Here is a 4,638-nt window from a genome sequence, read left to right as displayed (position 1 = left end):
CTGAATTATGCGTCCTTGTTCATCACAAAAGAAAGACGGAGTGCCACCGTTGTTGAATATTTCCTGATATCGGCTAACGAGCTTATTAAGCTTTTTACTCTGTAATAAATTGTGCTCGGACTGCCTTTCTAAAGACGACATTACTCGTAACACCGCCATTGGAATACAAAAATTGAAAAACAGGAAAATCAATGACGACAGATAGGTATGGGTGTCGGGCAATGTAATATCAATGCCAAATAAAGGGGCTACTTGCGTATTATTAAGCAAGAAATAATACGGAATGAGGTTGAGCAGCATGGTCGCAATAGATGCTTTCACGCCGTATAGAACACGGACAATAATCGGCAACGTGAACAACAAAAGTAGGCCATAACGCGTTGATTCTAAGTCTATTGTGAAGAAGAGTATGCACAGAGAGGCTCCAACTACCGCTAAGACTAAGCAAGCAGATGCGATCTTTATATGCTTCAAGCCTATCGAAAGTGTGGCGAAGAGAAAGGCAGTGAAGCCCAGTGTTAAGTACATAACATAATAAAGTTCCTGTACATACGCAGTATATGAAGAGTGCGCCACGATGGCCGAGGTAAGGACAACGCCAATGAGCAGAATAGTGCGCAGCACACTGAGGCGCCACACGTCAGCATCGGTGGTTCTTAGGTTATCTTCATCAACTAAAAGATAGTGTTTTAAAATTCTTATTGTTCGAGAAATCACTAGTAAACCGCTGACGTTTAAATAAGTTCAATACTAGAGTGTTGCAAATAATTCACCGGAGTGAATGGTTTAATATAACCCTTTGCTAATGTTAGTGGTAGCAATAAACATAGTCATAACACTAATATATTCAATATGATAAAAAAAGGAGAGGGAAGTTTCCTTACTAATTAACAATAAGGAAACGTCTTAATTGATTGAGCTTAGTGCGCAGGGCCTTATACCGATAAAGTGAATACTTTAGAGTTACGCTGGAAGTTATACAGCTCTTTCTTCACGGCAGGTAGCGCACTTATGTCAGCAGGTTCAAACCCTTGCTCTAAAAACCAGTGTGCGGTAACTGTGGTCAGTACAAAAATGCTGTTAATACCGGCTTCTTTAGCACGGGCGCGCACTTCATCTAAAATCCGTTCGCCACGGTTTTTGCCTCGATAGTCTTGATGGGTTGCCACGCAGGCTAACTCGGCACAGCCGTCTTCAGGGTATAAATACAAGGCTGCACAGGCGATGATCATGCCGTCGCGCACTATCACTATAAACTGGTTAATTTCGTTCTCTAGACGCTCACGAGAACGCTTTACCAATACGCCGCTTTCTTCTAGTGGTTTTATCAGCTTTAAGATACCGCCCACATCTTCGATGGTCGCTGCACGCAGTTGTTCATAATGGTGCTCCATAACTAGTGAACCCGTTCCGTCGCGGGTGAACAATTCTTGAAGCAAGGCGCCGTCTTTTTCAAAACTGATGCAGTGGGCACGAGGCACACCTGCAGCAACGCTGGTGGTAAGGGCACTTAACACCGTATCTTCGGTGGTAATGTCGCCCGCCATGATAAGCTGTTCTAATTGAGGGCGTTCAATGGTGCGAAGTAAACGACCTTCGCGGTTGTATACACCATCAAAATTCGAAAATACGATAAGTTTGTCAGCTTTAAGGGCTATAGCCGCCTGCGTAGCTACATCTTCGTGAGATAAATTAAACACTTCTCCTGTTGATGAATAGCCCATAGGCGATAGCAGCACAATTGAGCCATCGTTTAAGTGGTCGTTAATGCCGGTCGTATCAATACGACGCACTAAACCGGTGTTTTCAAAATCAACGCCGCCTCGCACGCCCATTGGCTTGGCAACGACCAAGTTGCCCGAACACACGCGTATTTGCGAGCCGTGCATAGGTGAGTTTGGTAGCCCCATAGTCAATAAGGCTTCTACCTGAGAGCGTACCGAGCCGGCGGCATCTTTAACGCACTCAAGGGTTTGTTTGTCGGTAATGCGTACACCGCTTTCAAAGCGACCTTCGATGTTGCGAAGGGCAACGCGCTGATCAATCTGTGGGCGGGCACCGTGCACTACGACCACGCGCACGCCTAAGCTGTTAAGCAGGGCAATGTCGTGAATAATATTAGGGAAATTAGGATGTTCGATGGCTTCGCCACCGAACATCAATACGAAGGTCTTTCCCTGGTGAGCATTAATATAGGGCAGTGAACTGCGAAACAGTTTTATGCCGTCATGATGCGCTAATACCATCTAAGCAGTTCCTTGTCGCTACCCTTGCTTATCCAAGTCTTCCAGCTCTTGATACAGTGCTTTCGTTACGGTTTCTTTGCTGGTGCCGCCCAAGATATTGCGTTGATTCACGCCGTACTCTAGCTGTAGTACCGGGTATACATCGTCTTCAATTTTATCGCAAATAGCCTGCATGTCGCTGAGTGGTAAATCTTCAATGGCACAGCCTTTGTCGATGGCCTGAAGCACAACGCGTCCTGCAATATCGTGGCCTGTTCTAAACGGTACACCTTTACCTACCAGATAATCGGCAAGCTCAGTGGCGTTAGAGAACCCTTGGGTTGCCGCAACGCGGCAGCGCTCTTCGTTTAACTGCAGTGAATCAAGCACTTCGCTGGCAATACATAAACAAATATGCCACTGGTTCACGGTGTCGATAGCGCCTTCTTTGTCTTCTTGCATGTCTTTGTTGTAGGCAAGAGGAAGGCCTTTCATGGTAACTAGCAGGGCCTGCAATGAGCCAAACACACGGCCACATTTGCCGCGCATTAATTCAAGCGCATCAGGGTTTTTCTTCTGCGGCATAAGCGATGAACCAGAGGTTACACTATCGCCAAGCTGTAAGAATCCTGCTTCGCCAGAGTTATAGAAAATCATGTCTTCAGCAAGACGTGACAAGTGCATCATGCTAGTGCTGGCTACAAATAAAAGCTCTAGCACAAAGTCTCTGTCCGACACAGCGTCTAGGCTGTTAAGGCATGGAGAATCAAAACCCAGTTCTTCAGCAATGGCGTGACGGTCTACAGGGAAAGTAGTACCTGCCAATGCGCCTGAACCTAAAGGGCACTGATTCATGCGTACTTTCAAGTCGTCTAAACGGCTTAAGTCACGCTTTAGCATTTCAACGTAAGCCAAGCACCAGTGTGCAAAGTGAATAGGCTGTGCACGCTGTAAGTGGGTGTAACCTGGGATTATCGCTTCTTGATGACGGCTAGCGGCATTAAGAAGCGACTTTATTACACCTAAAACATCAGCGCGAAGTGAGGCAATATGTTCACGTACCCACAAGCGAAAGTCGGTGGCAACCTGATCGTTTCGGCTACGCCCGGTATGAAGCTTACGACCAATGTCACCAAGCTTCTCTATAAGCGCTGCTTCAACAAAGCTGTGAATGTCTTCTTCGCTAGATGCGTTAAAGTCTAGTTCACCTGCATCAGCTTTCGCTTTTAACTCGCTCAATGCAGACTCAAGCTGGGCTTGTTCATCAACGGTCAATACGCCTGCTTTTTGCAGCGCACGCGACCAACTGATAGAGCCTTGAATATCTTGGCTTGCCATAACTTGGTCAAACGGCAGCGAATCGTTAACCTGTTTAAACATACTACTTGCACCGGATTCAAACCGGCCACCCCACAACGCCATGTGATGCTCCTTAAATGCTGTTCTGACTTAAGCTTTACTATTGTAGGTAACGCTTACTGTTCACCTTGTTTTTTCAATGCTTCGATACGACTTGAAAGGCTGAACAGGCGGATAAAGCCTTCAGCGTGCTTCTGGTCGTAAACATCGTCAGCACCAAAGGTGGCAAAGTCTTCAGAGTAAAGGCTGTTCGGCGATTTACGCTGGGTAACCGTAGCTTGGCCTTTATAAAGCTTAACCACGATATCGCCTGTCACTTTCTTAGCAAAAGACGCAGCGCCAGCAAGCAATGCATCGTTAAGGGCAGTGAACCAACGGCCGTCGTACATCACGTGTGAGAACTCAAGACCAATCTGCTCACGGTATTTAAGCGCAGCTTTATCTAGCACCATAGTTTCTAGGGCTTTATACGCTTTAAGCAGTACGGTGCCTCCTGGGGTTTCATAACAGCCGCGTGACTTCATACCTACAAGGCGGTTCTCAACAATGTCGATACGTCCAACACCATGCGCCGCAGCAACAGTATTAAGTTTAACTAGCGCTTGATACGGCGAGAGTGCCTCACCATCAACATGAGTCAGTTTACCTTCGTCAAAAGACAGGGTTACGCGCTCTGGAGTATCAGGTGCATCTTCAGGATCAACGGTCATGGTCCACACTTGCTTGGTAGGCTCTTGCCATGGATCTTCAAGCTCGCCACCTTCGTGTGAAATGTGCCATGCGTTTGCATCGCGGCTGTAAATTTTGGTTGCTGATGCCGTGGTTGGAATATTGCGCTCAGCTAGATAAGCCAATAGATCTTCACGGCTTACCATGTCCCATTCACGCCATGGCGCGATTACCGTAAGGTCTGGGGCTAGGGCAGCAAAGGTACTTTCAAAGCGCACCTGATCGTTACCTTTACCTGTACAGCCATGGCATAGTGCGTCGGCACCTACTTTGCGCGCAATCTCAACTTGCGCTTTGGCGATAACCGGACGTGCCATTGACGTAC

3 protein-coding genes and 1 pseudogene are annotated in these 4,638 nt (G+C 46.9%); all 4 read right to left on the bottom strand.

Annotated elements, in window-relative coordinates:
* Positions 1–717 (bottom strand): annotated as a pseudogene (locus tag QVA83_RS07020) (EAL domain-containing protein); the annotation flags it as partial.
* 218 nt (positions 718–935) lie between these two features.
* Positions 936–2,246 (bottom strand): amino-acid N-acetyltransferase, encoded by a 1,311-nt coding sequence (gene argA / locus QVA83_RS07015; RefSeq protein WP_075177760.1) that lies wholly within the window; start codon positions 2,244–2,246, stop codon positions 936–938.
* 18 nt (positions 2,247–2,264) lie between these two features.
* Positions 2,265–3,647 carry an argininosuccinate lyase gene (gene argH, locus QVA83_RS07010; protein WP_014948049.1) on the bottom strand — a complete coding sequence of 461 codons (1,383 nt, stop codon included), beginning with the start codon at positions 3,645–3,647 and terminating at the stop codon, positions 2,265–2,267.
* A gap of 53 nt (positions 3,648–3,700) precedes the next feature.
* On the bottom strand, positions 3,701–4,638 hold a 938-nt coding region (locus QVA83_RS07005), incomplete at its 5' end, for an argininosuccinate synthase (protein ID WP_287498275.1).

The organism is Alteromonas sp. AO-Serp (assembly GCF_017849675.1).
GTDB classification, from domain to species: Bacteria; Pseudomonadota; Gammaproteobacteria; order Enterobacterales; family Alteromonadaceae; genus Alteromonas; species Alteromonas macleodii.
The sequence above is the reverse complement of the archived record's forward strand: the minus strand, read 5'-3'. Positions and strand labels throughout refer to the sequence as shown.